The sequence below is a fragment of the Thalassobacillus hwangdonensis genome, from assembly GCF_042675915.1.
In the GTDB taxonomy this organism is placed as follows: Bacteria; Bacillota; Bacilli; order Bacillales; family Halobacillaceae; genus Thalassobacillus_A; species Thalassobacillus_A hwangdonensis.
Genome location: NZ_JBHTKL010000001.1, coordinates 1,406,224 through 1,426,252 on the forward strand (window position 1 = coordinate 1,406,224; position 20,029 = coordinate 1,426,252).

The window sequence follows — 20,029 nt, forward strand, 5'->3', positions numbered from 1 at the left end:
GCACTCACCTCCTATGCTTAATGTTCACAAAAACAACAAGATTGCTCATGGGAGGTGCTGCCAATACTTGCCGGTTGCATGATATAATAGAAGTAACAAAAAGGAAGGGAGCATCATTTATGAAATTCGAATACAAGCATATTGTCGTTGCTATCGATGGATCCAATGCAGCTGAGTTCGCCTTCAAGAAAGCCATTGATATTGCCAAACGTAATGATGCACAGCTGATTCTTTCCCATGTCGTTGACACACGAGCCTTCGCCACGGTCGAAGCTTATGACCGTTCCCTCGCCATGCGGGCGGAAAGCTATGCCTCTGAATTACTCAAGGAGTATGAAGAAAAAGCAAAAGCTGAAGGTGTACAGGATATCGTCATCAATGTGGAATATGGTTCTCCAAAAATCAAGATTGCAAAGGATGTCGCGCCCAAGTACAACGCGGACCTGATCATCTGTGGTGCAACCGGATTGAACGCAATGGAGCGGTTCTTTATCGGAAGTGTATCTGAGCATATTACCAGATATGCGAAATGTGATGTACTGGTTGTAAGGGCGACAGATCAAGCAAGCAGCTAGTGGAAACCGACCGCTTCTTCACTTTTGATCAAAGACTTCAAATCCATATTCCAGACGCACCGGATCCTTGGGACAGTTATTCCCGTTCAGAACAGGCAGCTATCCTTAACGAATGGGAAAATCACCGCGGCTCTATCCCCGACCGAATCAAAAAGATTGAGCAGGAAATAGAAATCCATCAGGAAATGCTATATGAAGAAGAGAATTTCGAAGCTTCCTGTGAGCTGAATGATCACATTTGTGAACTAGCCTCCCAGATCAATGATTTATGGATCTGGTATCGAACAGGAGTAACTGTTGAGGCATAACAAGTAACGCTGTCCCACTTAAGGACAGCGTTATTTTTATGATTTCCTTATTTCCCTTACCACGTGTGCCATCTCTGGCAGAATCAGCTTCTCCATGGCAAGTTTGACGGCACCGCTTGAGCCTGGAGTAGAGAAAATTGCTGTATCTCTGCTCACCCCTGCGATTGCACGTGACAGTATTGCTGCAGACCCGATGTCTTCCGTGTAACTTAGCATCCGGAAGATTTCCCCGAATCCGACCAGCTCTTTATCCAGCAGCCCTTGTACAACTTCGATCGTTACATCACGGGGAGCAATCCCTGTCCCACCATTTGTCAGCACCACATCCACCTCTGGATTTGTAAGGGCGGCTTCAATTGCAGATTCAATCTGATCTTGTTCATCTTTGACGATGCGGTAGGAGATGACTTCATGCGAAACGTCTGTAATATAATCCTTCATCAATCGTCCGCTTTTATCTGTCTCTTCATTCCGTGTGTCACTGATGGTAATCACGGCACATTTCACTCTGTCAGGTGCTTCTTTCTTATGTGTCTCTACGGACATTCATTTCTCCCTCCTGATTTGTAATCAAGTGACGATACTGATAGAACCTCAAGGCGAAATCAGTCACCTGACGTGTCAGATTATAGTTGAACACAGCTCCAACTCCCATACTGATCAACGGTAGTCCCTGAATTAACTTCTTTCTGAACATCTGCATGAACAGTGACTTGAAAATGTGCTTCATCGGCTGCTCTAGCCATGTTTCATCTGTCAGTTCGTCCGTACCTTCATAAATATAAGGATGGTTCTGATTCTTGATATCACGTACAAGCGCATTCCACGCATCATATTGAAGGCGTTTCGGAAGGGTCGCTGCATGGAAGACTCGTAAGGAAATCATCATTTCGTATGGATGGTTCATTTCATGTCCGAATGTGAGACCAGTCAACTGGACGGCACGAAGGTTCAGTACGACCATCATCGGGAAGTCGATACCTGAAAGCAGCAAGCCACCAGTCCCTGTCAGGCCTCCTTGCGCAAACGAATAAAGTCGACCTCTTGAAATTTGCTGCTGTGCAATGTATGTAAGCTGGTCGATCGATAATTCCTTCATGTCCATGATATGGTCGATATCATCATTGAACACTCTTCCTACGGTCAAAATCCTCTCACGAGCTTCATTCTGAAAGGAACTTCCTTGCAAGAAAGCATGTGTATGGAAGAGCCAGTTATCAAGCCGGTTGAAAAATTTATGTTTCAATGATGGGTTCAATTCCTCGAACGTCTTAGCCATCCATTCATCATAAATCATCTCGAAATCGTTCGGCTGGTATTCTGATTGGAGTTTCCTCCACTTTTTAATATCGTTAGTAACCTTTGTTTTACTCATCTTCCATCCTCCCGTTCCATAATCCTCTTCCTTCAGTTTACCTTTCTCGGTGAAAAAAGAAAATCAGGAAGTAATGATAGGTAGTGCTTAAATCACCTTCTTTTCTATGCCAACACCCTATTTTTATGGACTACTTTCTACTTTCAATACTTCATCGTACAATCCCTCCCAAAATTGCAAACAAAAAAGCAGAGGTGCTGCCCTCTGCTTTACCATTAACCGATATCGGAAAGACGTACCGTGTCTCTCGCGATCATCACTTCTTCATTTGTAGGAATGACCATTACTTTTACTGGAGAATGCGGATAGTTGACGAATGCTTCTTTCCCGCGAGTCTGATTCAAGTAAGGATCCCAGTAGACGCCCATGAACTCAAGACCTTTCAGTACGCGTTCACGGATAGACGTACTGTTTTCACCTACACCTGCAGTGAAGATGATGGCATCGATACCGTGCATGCGAGATGCGTAGGAACCGATATATTTGTGGATGCGGGCAGCAAATACTTCAAGCGCAAGTTCCGCACGCTCGTCCCCTTGTTCTGCGCGTTCCTCGATATCACGAAGGTCACTTGAGAATCCGGATAATGCGAGCATTCCGCTTTCCTTGTTCAATACGTTCATCACTTCTGCAGCACTCTTACCTGTCTTCTCCATGATATATGGAATAAGCGCAGGGTCGATGTTACCAGAACGCGTTCCCATCGTCACACCTGCAAGTGGTGTGAATCCCATGGAAGTGTCGATTGATTTTCCGCCTTCAATCGCTGCGATACTCGCTCCGTTACCTAGGTGGCAGGATAGCAGTCGCAGCTGCTCGATCGGAAGCCCCATCATTTCTGCAGCACGTTCGGATACATATTTATGGGATGTACCATGGAAACCGTATTTACGGATGCCATACTTTTCATAATACTCGTATGGCAGGCTGTATAGATAGGATTGTTCCGGCATGGACTGGTGGAATGCTGTATCGAATACCGCTACAGAAGGCACATTCGGTAGTACTTCTTTGAACGCTTGAATTCCTGTCAGGTTCGCTGGGTTGTGCAATGGTGCTAAATCGGAAACTTCTTCGATTTCATGGATGACTTCATCTGTGATAAGAACAGAGTCACTGAACTTCTCTCCTCCATGAACGACACGGTGACCGATACCGTCAATCTCATCCAAGGATTCGATGATTCCTGTGGAGGTCAATTTATCCAAAAGGATTTTAACTGCTTCTGCATGATCTTCAAGATCTGCAACCGTCTTATCCTTTTCTCCGTTTACTTCAATGGTGAATATAGAATCCGAAATTCCAATGCGTTCCACTAGACCTTTCGTAATGACCTTTTCTTCAGGCATTTCGATCAGTTGGAACTTCAATGAGGAACTTCCGGCATTGATTGCTAAAATATTACTCAAGGTTTTCATCCCCTCAACTAGGTTCTTTAGTTATACCATTACCATTTAATCACCAGCACAACCGATTTTCAAGACGTAAAGAGAATGACAGCGTTTACCTTCCGAATTCTTTATTTTCTCACTATTTTCGCGCGTTATAAACGTCGAACCAACTGTTTAACTGGGTAAGGATATCCCCCATTGCATTTGGATTCTTGAAGGATGGAAGCTTTGCAAGCAATGCTTCTTTCGGAGCCTTTGAACCTTGTCCTTTTTTCTGAAGGATCAGGATGCTCTTGGCATGCTTTTCGTCTTTGAACAGACTTTCAGGCAGCTGAAGCATTCCGACTATATGAGCGTGCTCTCGAAGGAAAGCATTCAACTGAGCCGACTGATCACTGTCAAAAAGGAAGTTCGGCACGATGAACATCAAATACCCGGACTCTTTCGTGTAATTGAGTCCTTGCTCGATAAACAAGTGATGGGCATAGGAATGACCTTCTTCCGCCTGCAGCTTGAAATTGGAGGCCTGTACATCATCCGGATAATAGCCAACAGGAAGGTCAGCAACAACAAGATCGACAGGCTCCATCAAGAATGGGCGCAGACTGTCCTGGTGAAAGAATTCGATTTCATTCTTCTGTAGATTGGCATTTGCTAAAGCAAGCTGGAGTAATGTTTCATCCACTTCACTTCCAAATACTCTCAGCTCTTTCTCCATCTGGTTCATGATAGCAGACAACAGATTAGCCGTACCACATGCTGGATCGAAGATGGAAAGCTGCTGCTGTTCCGGATAGAGCCTTTGGGTTAAGTATCCCATAAACATTGCTACCGTATCCGGAGTGATCAAGTGCTGCTGTTGGGTAGCACCTTTCATCCCTTTGAGGATAGCCAATTGGGTCGCTTTCCTGATTTCATCTTTTTCGTAGTCTTCTAAAGAAATTTCTTTTACGTGCTTTTCCATCTGTTGTTTTAAAAAGTCACCCATATCTTCGAACGGTGCCTGGTTGAAGAGGATATCCATCGCATCTGCTACTGCATTCAGATAACTGGAATTTTCCTGATGCTCAATGGTCGTCGCTGCTTCATCAAGCCATTCGAAAAGTTTCTCTACATTTTGTTGATTCATCGTACATCTTCTCCTATCTCCCATTTAAAATGAAACAGGGCTGTCTCAAAACGATCAATGACACCTCTGTAATAAAGCTTCCATCCTGCATGGATTCTCTATCTATCAGGTGCGTACGATCATTTTCAAGACAACCCCACGTGTTATCCATCCATGAAGGATCGTTGGATTATTCGGCTCTTGCCGCTGCGTTTATTGCAGATTCATAATCCGGATGGTTTGTTGCTTCACTCACATACTCTACATGTGTAACCTTATCGTTGGAATCAATGACAAAAACTGATCTTGCCAGCAAACGAAGCTCTTCAATCAATACACCATACTTTTTACCGAAGTCACCTTCACGATGATCGGAAAGTGTATCGACATTTTCAACTCCTGCCGCACCGCACCAGCGTTTTTGCGCGAAAGGAAGATCCATGCTTACAGTAAGTACCTTCACATTATCCAACTTGTCCGCTTCTTCATTGAAGCGTCGGGTTTGTTGGTCACATACCCCGGTATCAAGCGACGGAACGACACTGATAAGCTTGACATAGCCATTGTAATCATTCAATGTCACTTCACTAAGGTCGTTTGCCAGCACCTTGAAATCTGGTGCCTGATCCCCCACTTTCACTTCTTCCCCCAACAATGTTACAGGATTTTCTTTAAATGTAATTGATGCCATCCTGAATTCCTCCTTCTCCTCTGCAAGTTCTAAATCACTTCATCATATAGGGCCTTTATGGTCCATACAAAAAAGCTGCCTATCAATATTATGAAGGCAGTTTTCTGTATTGTCTAACGTTATCCTCCTTGTTCTGAGGAATATTTTCGAACCCCACGTTGACTGCTGCTGCTTTTTCCGCTTCCATTGTTCTGCAGCATCTCCTGGATCTTTTCTATGATTGCTGGTGCCAAGTCCAGCATCTTTTCATATAGATGCGCCTGCTCATTCAAATGAATCATCTGAACGCCAGTCTTCTTGACGATAAGGAATGCAATCGGTGTAATCGAAACACCACCACCGCTTCCTCCTCCAAATGGTAATTCTTCCCCACCCTGGCCTTGACCCTGGCTGTTGTTCCCTTGATTCCCCTGCCCATTCGAACTTGCAGGGTAAAACTCACTACCACCGGCAGCGAAACCGAACCCGACTCTGGATACGGGAATGATGATACTGCCATCTGGAGTCTCGACAGCCTCTCCCACGATCGTATTGACATCGATCATTTCTTTCAGGCTGTCCATTGCTGTTGTCATAAGTCCTTGGATTGGATGTTCACTCATCTTGTAACCTCCTGCTTGTCATCCGGCGTTTCGGGATCTTTGATTCACGTGTCTAAACCATACATACATAGCCTTACCGATGCGAAATGAAAATATACCGTCTGCCTGCACACGAAAACATTTTTCCTGAAAGGACGGTGTAACTTTCAGTTGAGGGCGGGATTTGACGATGAATAATTCTATGAATAATAGCTCAAGCACCCCGGCCAGACCCATCATAAGTCCACTGATCGTTCCTGTCGAAGAAGCCATTCCTGTCCCGATGATCATACGGCTATCCAACTGATGAATGGTGAATACGTTGGCCATTCGCTTCATATCATTCCAAAGCCGGTGGTCGAGAATCTCTTTTTTTAGTTTTTCATTGTCTGGTTGACCGCCTTCAGAACTTTTATCATCATCATCTTTACCTGAAAGGAAATCAGCTTTATCTTTCAAATCGAATTGTTTGTGATAAACAGGTAGGAAACCTAAATAAACGGCTACTTGGAAAGCTTTTTTCTCTTCCCAATAATCCAGCCGGAAGTCGATTGAAACTTTTATAATAATCAACAGGAGGAGTAAGATAACAAGTAATGCCACTACAAGCAACAGCCATTTCATGTTTATCACCTGAGATTAGTATTTTCAGGAAATGCTTACACTAAACGTTCGAATTCAAAATTGACTGGTAATTGCTATTATTGGCGAAAATAAGATGGTAAGATGAACGTACATAGAAGCCATAGGAGGAGTAGTTATGTCAAATAACCGCAGAAATCTTTATTTTTATTACCCGCCGAATAAAGAGCTTGATGATAAGCTTGCCCCTTTGCGTGATCTTGCTTCAGAGAACGGATTCAATATCCAGGAAGAACCGGAACAAGCGAATATCATCATCAGTGTCGGTGGCGACGGCACGTTCCTGCAGGCAGTCAGAAAGACGGGATTTCGACAGGACTGCTTATACGTAGGGATTCGTCGTGAAGATGAAGCAGGATTATATTGTGACTTCAATCTGGACGACTACGATTCCATGGTCCATTCGATGCTGCATGCAGATCTGGAAGTGCGGAGATTCCCGGTCATCGAAGCTACAGTTAATGGGGAAGCATCGTTCTTATGTTTGAATGAATGCAGTCTGCGCTCCACCCTGATCAAAACCATCGTTGTCGATGTATTGATTGATGACCTTCATTTTGAAACCTTTCGAGGGGATGGACTTGTAGTTGCTACCCCGACTGGAAGCACCGGATATAATAAATCGACAAAAGGAGCAGTCATCGACCCAAAACTACCATGCTACCAAGTATCTGAAATCGCTTCTTTGAATAACAACCGTTACCGTACGCTGGGCTCCTCCTTCGTATTAAGTTCAGAGAGAAAACTGACATTAAGTGTCCAGCAGGATGGAAATGATTATCCCATCATAGGGATGGACAACGAAGCTTATTCCATTCGTAACATAAAGGAATTGTCCATCAAGCTGAGTGATTCGGTAGTCAAAACAGTCAAAATGAAAGACAATACTTTCTGGGATCGAGTCAAGCGTACATTTTTAGATGAGTAGAATAACAAAAAGCAGCACATACGGAATGTGCTGCTTTTTCCTTATCGTCAGGTTGTACGGTGGTACATGATTTCTCCATCCACGACTGTCATCCACACGTTGGCATCGGCAACTTCATGTGGGGCTACAGTGAACAAGTCCCTGTCCAAAATCGTGAAATCTGCAACGTAGCCTTTTTTGATCATTCCCTGCTCGTCTTCGCGATTGATTGCGTACGCACTTCCCTTCGTATATAAAGCAATCGCTTCATACATAGAGAGGCGTTCCGACTCCCCATAGACGTTCATATCGTAACTCGCCCTTCTGTCGACAGCCGCACGAATCCCAAGCAACGGATTAACTTCCTCAATCGGTGCATCCGATCCACCGGCACATGGAATCCCTTCATCGATAAGTGTCTTCCAAATATAAGATGTTTTCAGACGTTCCTCCCCAATTCGATCGATCACCCACGGAAAGTCAGAGGCGACAAAAGTAGGCTGGAGATCCAGAATTGCATTCACGGTCTTAAGTCGCTCCAACAGGTCCTTTCGCAAAATCTGAGCATGAATGATCCGGTCACGAAAACCATTCTCCAAAGGATACATCTCAATTGCGTGCAGCGTGGCCTCTACCGCCTTATCCCCAATTGCATGAACGGCTACCGGCATATCATAGCTTCTCGCCTTCTTCACAAGATGATGGAGGTTTTCCTCTGTATGAATGGCTACACCTGTATTTCCCGGGTCATCTGCATAGTCTTCTGACAACCACGCAGTTCTTCCGCCCAGTGCACCATCGGAAAAGATTTTCATCGCACCAAGTTCGACGAAATCCGTCCCGCTTCTGAAGCTAAGGTTTGCGTCTGCCATATCATCCACCACTTCATGATGAACAAGTAAATGTGCCCTGAATTTTGCATCCTTTCCATTGATTACATTCAAAAAGGCATGCAAAGTCTTACTGAAACCTCCATAGTAGTTCAAATCTTCACTATGACCACCGACAAGTCCGAGACGGTACATATCATTAAGCGCAAGTTCAATCGCCCGGTTCAAGTATGCATGTGTGTATTCTGGAAGTGCATCTTTGATCAGTTCCTGTGCAGTATCGTGAAAAAATCCCTCCGGCTCACCTTGGTCATCTTTTACAATGACACCGCCTTGCGGATCAGGAGTGGCGGCATTGATATTAGCAAGCTTCATTGCAGTCGAATTTGCGAGCAGTGCATGCCGACATACCCTTGTCAGCATAATCGGGTGCTCAGAGGAAATTTCATCCAATTCATCTCTGTGAAGAATCCTAGGGTTATCCCATTGGTTTTCATTCCATCCATCACCGATGATCCATTCCCCTGGCTCCAGCTGTTCCGAATATTTTTTAAGTGCCTCTTTCACTTCCTCTGCCGACTTCATGAATGAAAGGTCTAGTCTTAAAAGCCTTTCACCATGTCCGATAATATGCAAATGGCTATCGACAAAACCGGGATACATTACATGCCCACGCAGGTTGTACTCTGCAGTAATATCATCTTTATACTTGTCGAATAAATCCTGTGTGTCCCCGGTATCGATTATGGTGCCATCTTTTGTAATTACTGCCTCGACCGAATCCCCTTCGTCTATCATGGTATAGATTTTCCCACCATACCAAAGCTTGACCATATGTACTCCTCCCTACCCTTTGGATATTATCTCCATTCTATATTGAAACCAATATGAAGAAAAGCCCCACTGCTCAGCAGTAGGGCTTTTTTAGCCATGTTATTAACGTTGTTGTCCACCGAATTGCTGCTCAGCTTGTTGAACCAAGCGCTTAGTGATTTCTCCACCTACAGATCCGTTAGCACGGGAAGTAGAATCTGGACCAAGTTGAACACCGAATTCTTGTGCGATTTCGTATTTCATTTGATCCAAAGCTTGCTGTACTCCAGGTACAACCAATTGGTTTGAGTTGTTGTTCGCCATTGTAAGTCACCTCCTCGTACTACTAGAATGCGTAATGAGGAGGATAACATGCACTACTTAGGACTGGTATTTGTTGCTATAACTTACAATGATTCATTGAATATAATCAGAATAAGTCCTCGAATTCCTGCTTCGGTTTACTCTGTGCTTTTAATTCAATGATTTCTCGCTCGCTGACAGCTTCGAGAATATCTTCCGTAAAATCTGAATTGGATTCATAAAAATTCGCCTTTTCGCGCTTCGGTCTTGTTTTTGGCGCTTTTGGTACGAACACGGTACAGCAATCCTCATACGGTCGTATGGAAATATCGTACGTTCCTATTTCTCGGGAAATATTGATAATATCCAATTTATCCATTGCAACCAACGGACGGATAATTGGATAATTGGTGACTTCATTGATCGTACTCATGCTCTCCATCGTCTGACTGGCGACTTGACCAAGGCTCTCACCGGTTGTCATCGAAAGGATTTCCTGTTCTTTGGCAACTTCTTCACTGATGCGTAGCATCATCCTGCGCATGATGGTCATACTGTACCCTTCAGGCATTTCCCTGTGGATTTTCTGCTGAATTTTAGTGAATGGAATGATATGGACCTTGATATCATTGCCATACTCTGTCATTTGCTGCGCCAAATCCATTACCTTTTGTCTCGCTCTGTCACTGGTATAAGGTGGCGAATGAAAATGAATCGCTTCAAGCTGGACTCCACGTTTCATAGTCAAATAACCAGCAACCGGGCTATCAATTCCTCCAGAAAGCAGCAATAATGATTTACCAGTTGTCCCAACCGGCAATCCGCCTGCTCCAGGATAATTTTTTGAAGTAATATAGGCTGCGTCCTGCCTTACTTCCACTTTGAGTTCCACATCTGGGTGGTGTACATCTACTGTTACATCTTCTGTATTCACTAAAACATGCGTACCGATAATCCGGTTCAAATCCTGAGAACGCACAGGAAATTGTTTATCTGTCCTTTTTGCAGATACCTTAAATGTTCTCGCATCTTCCGCATCATTGAACGCATATAGGGCAGCTTCCTTGATCAGCTCTTCATCTTTTTCTGTACGGATGGCAAAGCTGAGGCTCTGGATCCCAAACACTTTCTGACATTCCTGCATGATCTCATGGGCATCTTCTCCGTTAAGCACCACAAACATATGGTCACGCGTCTTCTTGATCTTGATTCCTGCATATCCACTAAGCTTTTTCATCAAATTTCCTTGCAGACGCTGTTCAAAGAGCTTTCGATTTTTCCCTTTCAACGCCATCTCACCGTATCGTATCATGATTTGATCAAATTTCATTTTTATCTACCCCATCACTTCGTGTAATTCATTGATTGTTTGTTCTAATTGTTCGCAAAAAGTCCTGACTTCATCAATTGAGTTCTCATAAGATAAGCTTACTCTTAAAGCACTTACCGTCCGGTCGTGCTCCATTCCACAAGCGGCAAGGACTGCACTTTCATCCGCATCTTTGGATGAGCATGCCGATTTTGTAGAAATGAAGATCTCTTTTTTACCCAGAGAATGAATGATGACTTCAGGTTTCAGTCCCGGCACAGAAAAATTCAAAATATGAAGTGCAGCTTCTTCGGGCGAGTTGAGAACCACACCACTCATTTCATTAATCTTCTCTCTTAAGAATTGGTTCATCTCAGTCATTTTATCGCGATTCGTCTTTTCCGCTTCCAATATGAGTCTTAACGCCTTCACAAACGACACGATTCCCGCCAGGTTTTCTGTCCCTGACCTTAAGGATGCTTCCTGTGAACCTCCGTGCATCAATGGAAATAATGTCGTCCCGTTCTTTACATATAGAGCTCCGGTTCCTTTCAGGCCATGGATTTTATGGCCGGAGAAGGTGCAAAGGTCGATTCCGTGACCCTTAATATCCAATTGATGCTTGCCAAGTCCTTGGACATGGTCCACGTGAAAGAACAATTTGTGGTGGGAGGAAGCAATCTTTCCAATCTCCTTGATCGGCTGTATCGTTCCTATTTCATTATTCACTGACATGATACTGATCAGGATCGTATCATCTTTTATTGCATTTTCCACATCGCTTGGGGAAACTTCCCCGAACTCGTTAACAGGAAGATAGGTAACTTCAAATCCAAGTGATTCCAGTGAACGACATGCTTCCAATACGGATGGATGCTCGATGGAAGATGTGATGATGTGCTTTCCTCTATTCTGGTGCTGAAGCGCAATTCCTTTGATTGCCATATTGTTCCCCTCTGTACCACCAGAGGTGAAGATGACTTCTTCCGGTTTTACGGCCAGCAATTGAGCTGCCTGTTTCTTGGACTGCTGCAGCAATCGTTCTGCTTCACTACCAAAATGGTGAATGGAAGAAGGATTGGCGAAATACGTTTCAGCAACCTTATGAAAACTGGCAAGCACTTCTTTATGTGGTTTTGTTGTCGCACTGTTATCCAAATAGATCATCGTACTATCTCCTTTTACGTTTTTGCAATCTTAGATTTTATCATACAATGAATGGAAAATAAATAAACCTGACCAAAAGAGGATACTCAGTCAGATGATCCTCATAGGAAAGCCCGAACAAAGCATTGCTTTTGTCCGGGCTTGGATTCATCTTATTCAATTATTCTTTCCTTCCAGGGGTTCAGCCCTCTATTCATTACCCGATAACTCAAGGGAGGCAAGCAGTGTATCAATGGAAAGCTTTCCGTCATCAGAAACATCTGTCACCCACTCAGGTGTCACGGCGGTTCCGATAACGGTCGGAGTGGAAGATTGTTCAACTTCATTTACAACTAAGTCCCATCTTCGGGAAAAAGCGATTTGCCCCTGACTTTTCGTTTTGTCGTAAGTGAAGTTCGCAGAATGATCTGTTGCGGTCCGACCTTCATCACCGACTTGTATGAATAACACAATTACAACTGTCCATACAGCTATTGTCGTTACACCTGCGACGTACATCATCCACTTTCGCACCTGAAACACCACCTATATCACACTGTCACTTTTTCGCTATATTCCAATCGTTTCAGTAAGTTCGGCTCAATCTGATTGATTGCTTCCGTAGCAATCTCCACCGCAGCTTCATATTGACATTCTCTGAATTCGCGTTCAGCCTCAGCTAATCTTGCTGCAAGCAGTGGGTACTTACTTCGGTAACGATTCCCACATTGAATGACTTGTTCTGCAAGCATGGACTGTTCGATTGTATTTTCGGCTGATTCGTGGACGCGTTCCACCGTATGGATGGCATCCAGCAAACTTGAATTCAATTCACTGATGTCCAGCGGTTGTCGATCCAATCCTGCGTTCACTTCGACCAGTTTGCTCTGTGCGTTATGCAGATCTTCCAAAATGTATTCTGGAACACCAGGCATATTGCTCTTAACAAGTTTGCGGTTCGTCTGCATCAATTTCTGCTGCATTTCCGCTAACTTTTTCTTCGCCTCATGTTCGTCTTTTCGAAGGCTGCGAATTTTTTCATTGAATTCACTGTGTTGTACTTGCAGTGCCTCAAGCTGCTCCTGGTTCTGCTCAAGCTCCACTCTCAATTCACTGTATGGAGATTCTTCGTCAGAAAGTTTCGCTTGGAATTCAGTGAATTGCTTCTTGATTTTGGTCATCCATTTCTCAAGACCTATGTGCTCTTCCATATCTTTATCGTCAAACTGGTAGGAGATCTGCAATTCTTCTACTTCCTGTTTGGTCGCAACAAGAATCTTTTCTGATTCATCCAGCAATTCCTGATATGGTTCTTTCTGCTTCTCGACAAAGTTGCGATCGATCGCTTCTTTCTCTAGGAGATGATACATTTCATTGATACGATTCTCTGTTTCCTTGACGATTTCTTCTATTCCTTCAAGCTTACCTTTTTCCAATTGCTTCACACAGAAGACCAAGCCTTCTTGATGTTTATGTACTTCCTTCTCAAATCCGAGGTGGCTGAGTCTGAATCCATCTGCATTCATACCTTGAATACCTGTCAGGATATCTGATAATTGGCCAGGCAGCTCATAGGATGTTTTCTTATAAAGCAGCGGAAATGCCTCTACGCGCTTCGTCCAAATCGCCATTTCCTGCTTGATTTCTTCTACTAACTGGTTCGCTTCAAGGTAGTCCCCTTGTTGTACCATGTCATGATACTTCTCAAGCTTCCCATCCAAGTAATCCAATTTGTTATCAAAAGATTTTTCTGCTTTGCCGAACTTATAATTATTCTGAAGGAGTTCTTTTCTCATCGCTTTCAATTCAGGCTGGATCGTCTCAATCTCTTTACGGCTCGTTTCTTCAGAATCCATCAACTGATCAAGTTCATGGAACATCGCTTCAATATCCGCTTCGATTTCCTGAAGTTTGGCTTCCGTGTGGTTAAGGATCGCTTTAGCTTTCTTGAATCGATAACGATCAGCAGCTTCCTCCACGTCAAACAGATCCTCTTCAAGGTTGGGCAGTTCCTTCATCAATATCTCATCCCAGCGCTCCCGCCAGGTTTCGAACTTTTCCTGCGTTTGACCTAATAGGTTCAGACTTTTGATTCTGGAAAGTTCCTCTGTGACTTTCCTGTTCATAATATCCAATTTCCATGACTCCAGTCGATCCACTTCGTCATAGATTCTCTTGCGAATGATCAGCCCGGTTATGATCAGTCCGATCAATAGAACGATAGTCCCTACTATGTATTCCATAGACAGCCTCCTTGCCACAATGAAAAAGGGATGAAAATACCTTAGAAAATTATGTTTTATTGTTATAATGATACCATGTATTCGTGTATTTTGGCTAAAATATTTCAAATTATTTAACAGTTTTACAAAAACTAACAGGTCAAGGGGGACTTTCATGATAATCGATGGCCATGTCCATACACCTTTTTGCCCACACGGAACTACAGATACCCTAAAATCATATATCGAAAACGCGATTTTAAAAAATTATCAGTCGATCACTTTTGCAGAGCATGCACCACTTCCTCCATCCTTCAGCGATCCGGCTCCAGATAAAGACAGCGGGATGGATTCGAATGTTGTCGAAGCCTACTTCAACGCGATTACCAAAGTCAAAGAGGAATATCGAGGACAAATACGAGTACTCGCCGGAATGGAAGTCGACTTCATTGAAGGATATGAAGAGGAGACGGCTCACCTTCTAGATACTTATGGTCCACAGCTGGATGATGCTGTTTTATCTGTCCATTTCCTTAAGTCATCTGAAAGGTACCACTGCATCGACTTCAGCCCAGAAGCATTTGACGTTGCAGTAAAGGACTTCGGATCCACACAGGAAGTGTATGATGCATATTTTTCCACTGTGACCAAGTCGGTTGAAGCGGATCTCGGAAAATACAAACCAAAAAGAATCGGCCACATGTCCCTGGTCAGGAAATTCCACAAGCAATTTCCTTCACCAGAAGAATGGACAAGACCGATTCCTCAATTATTACGTCTAATCAAACAAAAAGGCTATGAGTTGGACTACAATGGTGCAGGAATGATCAAACCTCTCTGCGGAGAGACGTATCCACCGCTGCACATTGCAAACGAAGCACACAACATAGGCATACCGTTAGTATATGGATCTGACGCCCATGCAAGCACTGCAATCGGGCAGGGTTATGACGGCTTGGACAGTAAGTTGATCAACGGCTGATCGGCCATCATTGTCACCCATCTTTGCACAGTCCTGCTGTAATGCGTCGCAAAATAATGATGGGATTGATCGAATGTTACGAAATCTTTCCAATCATTCGGCATCGCATAAGGTGCCTGCAGCATTCCTTTCAGCTGCAGAAATAGAAATTTACTTTCACGTGAGTCGGCAACTTTTTTAGAGACGACTTTTTTGAACAACGAATATAATAAATGATTTTCTTTCGATAGATAGGTCACCAGCATTTCACGAACAAACTGATTGTCCATGGACAACTCTCTCTGGATAAGGCATGTGAGTTGATGATGTTCCTGCTTGTAATGTAGAATATCATCAATCAATCGGCAGATCTGATCCAGGGGATGGCAGTCCTTCGTTTCTTTCATATTCTGTTCGATTCGTTCCAAATATAGTTCATAGTAATCGACAATGAGCGTTTCAAGTAACCCTTGCTTACTTTTGAAATGGTAATTGATCAGTGACACGTTCACATTGGCTTGTCCAGCAATATCACGGACAGAAGTTCCGTGATACCCTTTCAAAAAAAACAAACGACAGGCAGCATTCATCACAATTTGTTTGGTTGTTGTTTTTTTCAATTGGACCAACTCCTCTTAACTAAAAATTCTAGGAGGATTCGCTTTTCCCTGCTTCAATCGTTCGTCAATAACTGATAGGCACACAAGAAAAATAGCGTAATATAGCTAATAAGGAGGAATCCCCTTGTTCCAGACGATCACTTACAACGGTACCCGTGAAGAAAATTATGACCTTTTACTGAAACAACTGCATGCGTTGCTTGAAGGTGAAGAGGACCTGATTGCGAATTTGTCCAATGCAGCTTCCCTTCTCAATCAATTCCTTGATGATGTGAATTGGGTAGGCTTCTATCTGTGGAAAGAAGCGGATAACCAGCTGGTACTTGGACCTTTTCAAGGGCTTCCGGCATGTGTCAGAATCCCATACGGAAGAGGAGTATGCGGTACTGCAGTGAAAGACGGAGAGACACAATTGATTGAAGATGTGCATCAGTTTGAAGGGCATATTGCCTGCGATGCCGCTTCCCAGTCCGAAGTTGTTGTTCCGATTTTCAAAGATACTAAGATATTCGGGGTACTCGATATCGACAGTCCTTCCAAAAATCGCTTCGATGAAGTGGACAAGGAATATTTAGAGAAGTTTACAAGAGTCCTGGAAAAACACATTTAACTTTTTCAGGAATCGGATAGGCCTGGGAGCTTTGAGTCTCCCAGGCCTATTCCTATGCTGGTAGTTGAACCAAGGAGTGTTTTATATGAATAAAGAATGGTTGAAGATATTTATTGCTGCTTTCTTCGAGGTTGGATGGGTCATCGGACTGAAGCACGCGGATGACCTTCTCTCATGGGTAGCGACTATCATAGCGATCGCGATCAGCTTTTACTTGTTGATCATGGCTGGGAAAACCCTCCCTGCAGGTACTGCCTATGCTGTTTTTGTCGGGCTTGGTACCGCAGGAACAGTGATCAGTGATCTCTTTCTGTTCAACGAACCGTTCCATTTCGGGAAAGTGACGTTGATTTTTACGCTACTGATCGGAGTGATTGGTTTGAAGCAGGTTACTGGAGAAGGTCAATCGAGTAAAGGAGCTGATGCATGATGCCATGGGTCGCACTGCTTATTGCGGGAGTCTGTGAAATGTTCGGCGTACTGCTGATCAATCGCCTCCATGATAAAAAGAACTGGCAGTCATTGTTTCTGCTTGCCCTGGCATTCAGTGCCAGTTTCATATTCCTTGCATATGCACTGGAGCACCTGCCGATGAGCACAGCCTATGCGATTTGGACTGGTATCGGCGCATGTGGAGGGGCAATCCTCGGGATGATTTACTATGATGAACCAAAAGAATGGAAACGACTTCTATTCATCGGAGTCATTCTTGCATCGACATTAGGATTGAAACTATTGGAATGAAAAGAAGCTGCTTGGCATGTTATGCGAAGCAGCTTCTTCTAATTTAATGGAGTTTTGCAAAACGATCTTCAAGAAAAACCTTATTCTTGCCTCTATCTTTAGCAGTGTATAAAGCCTTGTCCGCCTGACGGATGACAAACGTCGGATCCAGTTCCTCTTCCACTCTCCAGTAGGATACACCACAGGAAACCGTAATTCCAGGCTTCGTACTGGCCTGTATCTCTTCCCGAATAGCATTTGCTATTGCTTCAGCATGTTCCAATGAAGCATCAGGCAGGTAGATTGCCAGCTCTTCCCCACCCATTCGAGCAGCGAATGCTTTTCCTGTCAGTTTGCCTTTCATGATAGATGCTACTTGAATGATGATTTCATCTCCGACTTGATGGCCGTATGTATCATTGACTTTCTTGAAGTCATCGATATCAAACAGCAGGAAGGCACCTTGTTCATCTTTAGCCATATGCTCCTGCACTTGCTGGTCCAGGTAACTTCTTGAGTATAGTTTCGTCAAGTAATCCGTTATGACCGATTTTTCCAATTCTTCTCTCAGCATGGCATTTGCAAACGCTAGTGTAGAATGATGTACAAGCGATTGGAGCAATTTGAATGATTCGAACGGGAAAAAGTAAGGTCGTTCGTGAAGTACGATGACAAAACCGATCGTCCGATCCTGTTCCAGCATTGGGATTGCCATCATGGACTGGAATGGGAACGCCTCGTCGTTTGTTTTCATTCGGTAATCCCCGATGAAAACTGCATCCTGCTGAGTATCGATCATCGCTTCTGTTTGTTTAATGAAAGGAAAGACAGCTTCATTCTTAAAAAAACCTGTACTTCCATCGAGAACTTGATAGCGCTGGTAAGATCCCTCATTAAGCAGGACAAAGCCGACCTCATCCGCATGAAACGATTTCCGAATCTGTTCTGACATATAGATGATCGTGTCTGCCAATCTCAGGTTTGAATTTAGTCGATGAGAGGTTTCATTCACAAGCTGCAAGTCGGAAACGAGCTTTTTCGATTGTTGATAAAGCCTTGCATTTTCCAATGCATTCCCTGCTGTGTTTGCCAGGAGCACAATGAATTCAACATCTTTCTCAGGGAACAGCATCGCGCTGGGGGCAATGACTTCAAGTACTCCATACACTCCCTGTTTACCTTTTAACGGAGCGTATAGACACGACTTCTTGTTTTCTAACCGGTCTTCCATTTGTACTTCCCCTGTCAAATATGCCTGTTCACTGGCTGGGCAATTGCTGTCATTTCCGTATGTAAGTTCTTTGACCGGCAGTTCATGCTTACCGGTAAAATCCTGGGATAAAAGAAGGTGATAATCAAATGAAGGATAAATCTTCTTCAACGTCCGGATGATTTCATACAGGACTTCTTCCATATCCATGGAGGAATGGAATTTCGAAGTGACACGATAAAGCAGTTCGTACTTCCGCTCTTCTTCCAACGTTTTATAATAACTTTCCATTTTTAATAAAAAGCGTAATACTTGGAAAGCAACTTCACTGACCTCCTGATCCTCTGGCGCCCACGCTTCTTTGAATGCCAGCATTATATATCCGTAATTCTTCTGTTCAATTTGGAGAGGAACAATGTAAGAAAACAATTCTCTCTTCTGCTTGAACAAATGTGACGCTTCCATGTAGTAGGAATTTTCATCTTTAAAATCTATAGCAGAAATACGCTCCATCAGCACTTCTTCTCTGTCACTGTAAAGTTCATAATCACCTTTCCATTCATCATAAAGGTAAAAAGAACACATTTCGGCACCAAAAATACGCTTCATTTCATATGACATCGTAGCAATAAAGCCGCGGTATGAATAATCACTTATTCCCGTAAACATCTCAAACAACCGATTTTGTAACGCATTCAACAGTAATCGCTCATTCCCCATAAACGCTTTGGCACCTCACCTATTTTAATCGATCAGGATATGACCACATTTTTCCAAAAGGTATAAAGAACTAGTTACATCTAGGTATTTTAATCCATAAATGTATTGTATCACCATGTGTTATATTTGAACAGTAGAAAAACGCATCGAATCTTTCGATGACTCTTGACTTCTTCCGCTATTAAACCTATAATAGCCTTTGTGTAAAATAAATGGCAGCCTATGTGAACCTACGGTGTTTTCATTTTGTTCCTCGATACGAGGTGCATCGTGTAACTCTCTGCTGCTGGAGCGATGGTGCATGAAAACATAATGAGCATCGAGTCTGGAACACACTGTTCTTATTTTATGCAAATAAAATATAAAGGAGGAAATACCTATGGCACGTTTTACAGGTTCAATTTGGAAAAAGTCTCGTCGCCTTGGCATTTCTTTGAGCGGTACAGGTAAGGAGCTAGACAAGCGCCCTTACGCACCAGGACAACATGGTCCAAACCAACGTAAGAAAGTATCAGAATATGGTCTTCAATTGCAAGAGAAGCAAAAGCTTCGCTTCATGTATGGCCTTAACGAGCGTCAGTTCCGTCGTATGTTCGACGAAGCTGGTAACATGAAAGGGATCCACGGTGAGAACTTCATGACACTTCTTGAATCTCGTCTGGATAACCTTGTTTACCGTTTAGGTTTGGCTCGTACTCGCCGTCAGGCACGCCAATTGGTAAACCACGGTCACGTAACTGTAGATGGAGGTCGTGTTGACATCCCATCTTACCGCGTGAAGCCAGGTCAAACAATCGGTATTCGCGAGAAATCCCTAAACTTGAACATCGTTAAAGAAGCGGTTGAAGTGAACAACTTCGTTCCTGAATACCTTGCTTTCGATGCTGAAAAGCTTGAAGGTACGTATAGCCGTCTTCCTGAACGTTCTGAATTGCCTTCAGAAATCAATGAAGCACTTATCGTTGAGTTCTACTCTCGTTAATA

23 protein-coding genes are annotated in these 20,029 nt (G+C 43.5%); 8 read left to right on the forward strand and 15 right to left on the reverse strand.

Going from position 1 to position 20,029, the window contains the following annotated elements:
- The first annotated feature begins 119 nt into the window (after positions 1 to 119).
- Together ACFQ2J_RS07470 and ACFQ2J_RS07475 are read left to right on the forward strand one after the other, a co-directional pair.
- A complete protein-coding gene (locus ACFQ2J_RS07470; protein WP_386058078.1) occupies positions 120 to 575 on the forward strand; it encodes a universal stress protein in 456 nt (151 codons plus the stop codon).
- A complete protein-coding gene (locus tag ACFQ2J_RS07475; protein WP_386058081.1) occupies positions 575 to 883 on the forward strand; it encodes a hypothetical protein in 309 nt (102 codons plus the stop codon). Before ACFQ2J_RS07470 ends, ACFQ2J_RS07475 begins: the two co-directional genes overlap by 1 nt.
- Before the next feature lie 36 nt (positions 884 to 919).
- On the opposite strand, the gene ACFQ2J_RS07480 is transcribed toward ACFQ2J_RS07475, so the two are convergent.
- The 7 genes from ACFQ2J_RS07480 to ACFQ2J_RS07510 form a co-directional block, all read right to left on the reverse strand.
- Positions 920 to 1,429 carry a MogA/MoaB family molybdenum cofactor biosynthesis protein gene (locus tag ACFQ2J_RS07480; protein WP_386058084.1) on the reverse strand — a complete coding sequence of 170 codons (510 nt, stop codon included), beginning with the start codon at positions 1,427 to 1,429 and terminating at the stop codon, positions 920 to 922.
- Positions 1,410 to 2,258 carry an EcsC family protein gene (locus ACFQ2J_RS07485; RefSeq protein WP_386058086.1) on the reverse strand — a complete coding sequence of 283 codons (849 nt, stop codon included), beginning with the start codon at positions 2,256 to 2,258 and terminating at the stop codon, positions 1,410 to 1,412. The genes ACFQ2J_RS07480 and ACFQ2J_RS07485 overlap by 20 nt, the downstream gene beginning before the upstream one ends.
- 215 nt (positions 2,259 to 2,473) lie before the next feature.
- Positions 2,474 to 3,667 (reverse strand): acetate kinase, encoded by a 1,194-nt coding sequence (locus tag ACFQ2J_RS07490; protein ID WP_386058089.1) that lies wholly within the window; start codon positions 3,665 to 3,667, stop codon positions 2,474 to 2,476.
- Between the two features lie 121 nt (positions 3,668 to 3,788).
- Positions 3,789 to 4,778, reverse strand: coding sequence for a class I SAM-dependent methyltransferase (locus ACFQ2J_RS07495; RefSeq protein WP_386058092.1), 990 nt, complete (start codon positions 4,776 to 4,778; stop codon positions 3,789 to 3,791).
- 169 nt (positions 4,779 to 4,947) lie between these two features.
- On the reverse strand, positions 4,948 to 5,448 hold the full coding sequence (gene tpx / locus ACFQ2J_RS07500; protein WP_386058095.1) for a thiol peroxidase: 501 nt from the start codon (positions 5,446 to 5,448) through the stop codon (positions 4,948 to 4,950).
- Positions 5,449 to 5,567: 119 nt separating this feature from the next.
- The gene (ytfJ, locus tag ACFQ2J_RS07505) at positions 5,568 to 6,050 is read right to left on the reverse strand and encodes a GerW family sporulation protein (protein WP_386058098.1); all 483 of its coding nucleotides are present in this window, start codon (positions 6,048 to 6,050) and stop codon (positions 5,568 to 5,570) included.
- 18 nt (positions 6,051 to 6,068) lie between these two features.
- On the reverse strand, positions 6,069 to 6,653 hold the full coding sequence (locus ACFQ2J_RS07510; RefSeq protein ID WP_386058101.1) for a DUF2953 domain-containing protein: 585 nt from the start codon (positions 6,651 to 6,653) through the stop codon (positions 6,069 to 6,071).
- Between the two features lie 136 nt (positions 6,654 to 6,789).
- Between ACFQ2J_RS07510 and ACFQ2J_RS07515 the strand changes: the two genes are divergently transcribed.
- On the forward strand, positions 6,790 to 7,599 hold the full coding sequence (locus tag ACFQ2J_RS07515; RefSeq protein ID WP_386058103.1) for an NAD kinase: 810 nt from the start codon (positions 6,790 to 6,792) through the stop codon (positions 7,597 to 7,599).
- Positions 7,600 to 7,646: 47 nt separating this feature from the next.
- Here the strand turns inward: ACFQ2J_RS07515 and ACFQ2J_RS07520 are convergent, their stop codons facing one another.
- The 6 genes from ACFQ2J_RS07520 to ezrA all read right to left on the reverse strand — a co-directional run bounded on the left by ACFQ2J_RS07520 (position 7,647) and on the right by ezrA (position 14,222).
- The gene (locus ACFQ2J_RS07520; protein ID WP_386058106.1) at positions 7,647 to 9,242 is read right to left on the reverse strand and encodes an amidohydrolase; all 1,596 of its coding nucleotides are present in this window, start codon (positions 9,240 to 9,242) and stop codon (positions 7,647 to 7,649) included.
- A 102-nt stretch (positions 9,243 to 9,344) separates the two neighbouring features.
- The gene (locus tag ACFQ2J_RS07525; protein WP_386058109.1) at positions 9,345 to 9,545 is read right to left on the reverse strand and encodes a small, acid-soluble spore protein, alpha/beta type; all 201 of its coding nucleotides are present in this window, start codon (positions 9,543 to 9,545) and stop codon (positions 9,345 to 9,347) included.
- 106 nt (positions 9,546 to 9,651) lie between these two features.
- A complete protein-coding gene (thiI, locus tag ACFQ2J_RS07530) occupies positions 9,652 to 10,854 on the reverse strand; it encodes a tRNA uracil 4-sulfurtransferase ThiI (RefSeq protein WP_386058112.1) in 1,203 nt (400 codons plus the stop codon).
- A gap of 6 nt (positions 10,855 to 10,860) precedes the next feature.
- Positions 10,861 to 12,000 (reverse strand): cysteine desulfurase family protein, encoded by a 1,140-nt coding sequence (locus ACFQ2J_RS07535; protein ID WP_386058115.1) that lies wholly within the window; start codon positions 11,998 to 12,000, stop codon positions 10,861 to 10,863.
- A 189-nt stretch (positions 12,001 to 12,189) separates the two neighbouring features.
- A complete protein-coding gene (locus ACFQ2J_RS07540) occupies positions 12,190 to 12,513 on the reverse strand; it encodes a hypothetical protein (RefSeq protein ID WP_386058117.1) in 324 nt (107 codons plus the stop codon).
- 17 nt (positions 12,514 to 12,530) lie between these two features.
- A complete protein-coding gene (gene ezrA, locus ACFQ2J_RS07545) occupies positions 12,531 to 14,222 on the reverse strand; it encodes a septation ring formation regulator EzrA (RefSeq protein WP_386058119.1) in 1,692 nt (563 codons plus the stop codon).
- 154 nt (positions 14,223 to 14,376) lie between these two features.
- Here ezrA and hisJ point away from each other — a divergent pair, with 154 nt between their 5' ends.
- The gene (hisJ, locus tag ACFQ2J_RS07550; RefSeq protein WP_386058122.1) at positions 14,377 to 15,183 is read left to right on the forward strand and encodes a histidinol-phosphatase HisJ; all 807 of its coding nucleotides are present in this window, start codon (positions 14,377 to 14,379) and stop codon (positions 15,181 to 15,183) included.
- Here the strand turns inward: hisJ and refZ are convergent.
- Complete coding sequence (gene refZ, locus ACFQ2J_RS07555) at positions 15,147 to 15,782, reverse strand: forespore capture DNA-binding protein RefZ (RefSeq protein ID WP_386058125.1); 636 nt, start codon at positions 15,780 to 15,782, stop codon at positions 15,147 to 15,149. The genes hisJ and refZ overlap by 37 nt on opposite strands.
- Before the next feature lie 124 nt (positions 15,783 to 15,906).
- On the opposite strand from refZ, the gene ACFQ2J_RS07560 reads away from it, so the two are divergent.
- The 3 genes from ACFQ2J_RS07560 (at position 15,907) to ACFQ2J_RS07570 (ending at position 17,136) form a co-directional block, all read left to right on the forward strand.
- A complete protein-coding gene (locus ACFQ2J_RS07560) occupies positions 15,907 to 16,392 on the forward strand; it encodes a GAF domain-containing protein (protein ID WP_386058128.1) in 486 nt (161 codons plus the stop codon).
- An 85-nt stretch (positions 16,393 to 16,477) separates the two neighbouring features.
- A complete protein-coding gene (locus tag ACFQ2J_RS07565; protein ID WP_386058130.1) occupies positions 16,478 to 16,822 on the forward strand; it encodes a DMT family transporter in 345 nt (114 codons plus the stop codon).
- Entirely contained in the window at positions 16,822 to 17,136 is a 315-nt protein-coding gene (locus tag ACFQ2J_RS07570) for a DMT family transporter (protein ID WP_386058394.1), read from the forward strand. Before ACFQ2J_RS07565 ends, ACFQ2J_RS07570 begins: the two co-directional genes overlap by 1 nt.
- 43 nt (positions 17,137 to 17,179) lie before the next feature.
- Here the strand turns inward: ACFQ2J_RS07570 and ACFQ2J_RS07575 are convergent, their stop codons facing one another.
- Positions 17,180 to 19,045 carry a sensor domain-containing diguanylate cyclase gene (locus ACFQ2J_RS07575; RefSeq protein ID WP_386058133.1) on the reverse strand — a complete coding sequence of 622 codons (1,866 nt, stop codon included), beginning with the start codon at positions 19,043 to 19,045 and terminating at the stop codon, positions 17,180 to 17,182.
- A 379-nt stretch (positions 19,046 to 19,424) separates the two neighbouring features.
- Between ACFQ2J_RS07575 and rpsD the strand changes: the two genes are divergently transcribed.
- Complete coding sequence (rpsD, locus tag ACFQ2J_RS07580; RefSeq protein ID WP_386058136.1) at positions 19,425 to 20,027, forward strand: 30S ribosomal protein S4; 603 nt, start codon at positions 19,425 to 19,427, stop codon at positions 20,025 to 20,027.
- Positions 20,028 to 20,029 lie beyond the last annotated feature (2 nt).